Source organism: Vibrio sp. D173a, assembly GCF_030248475.1.
On record NZ_JAHGAH010000711.1, the window covers coordinates 1 to 924 of the forward strand.

A 924-nucleotide genomic window follows, 5' to 3' on the forward strand; every position below is an offset into this window, starting at 1 on the left:
TTCTCGGCAGGCGCTTAAACAACAGCACACCAAGTTCTTGCTCTATCTGACGAACCCCGTAGCTGATCGCTGATGGCACCTTGTGCAGTTGTTCAGCAGCAGCCGTAAAACTTCCCAACCGAGCCACAGTGTCGAGCATTTCTAACGATGATTTAGAGAACATAAGCCTTCAATTTTTTTGATTGATAACCACATATTTTAGCGTTTTATTTTAACAAAGCAGAAAAATAGAATGTCAGCGTACATAAAACGGGCATGACGTCACCCAACAACAAACAATAATTTTGATGATAAATACATCACTACAACAGCTTAATGGCATTTTATGAATATTTCTAAGTTTCAGCTGACCTACCTTGCAGTTCTGTCCATGCTAGGTTTCATCGCGACCGATATGTATCTACCTGCATTTAAGGCAATGGAGATCGACTTTGCAACTGGCCCAGAGCAGATTGCCCTGTCTCTAACGGTATTCCTTGGCGGCATGGCAATAGGTCAACTTATTTGGGGCCTTGCCAGTGACAAATACGGTCACCGCAACACACTGGCTGTCGGTCTAGTTCTGTTTACGGCAGCATCGTTTGGTCTGGCTTTCAGTACCGAGGTTTGGCAACCACTGACACTACGCTTTATCCAAGCAATCGGTGTGTGTGCACCTGCTGTGATCTGGCAAGCGATGGTAATCAAGCGCTATTCACAAAGCAGCAGCCAACAAATTTTTGCAACCATCATGCCTTTGGTAGCGCTATCTCCTGCACTAGCGCCTCAACTGGGTGTGCTTCTAGCGGATAACTTTGGTTGGCACAGCATCTTCATTACTCTAACGCTAATGGGCGCGCTATTGGTTGCAACCACGTTGGCTCAGCCAAAAGAGCAACCAGAGGTAAAACAAACCTCCGTTAAATCTGATATTAAGGCGCTAGT

General features: G+C 45.6%; 2 protein-coding genes. One reads left to right on the forward strand and one right to left on the reverse strand.

Features of this window, described 5'->3' with window-relative positions; all coding sequences use genetic code 11:
- Positions 1 to 163: LysR family transcriptional regulator (locus KIV40_RS28710; protein WP_285352625.1), on the reverse strand; the 163-nt coding region annotated here is incomplete at its 3' end.
- Between the two features lie 162 nt (positions 164 to 325).
- On the opposite strand from KIV40_RS28710, the gene KIV40_RS28715 reads away from it, so the two are divergent.
- Positions 326 to 924, forward strand: a 599-nt coding sequence (locus KIV40_RS28715; RefSeq protein WP_285352623.1) for an MFS transporter, incomplete at its 3' end; no start/stop codon positions are given.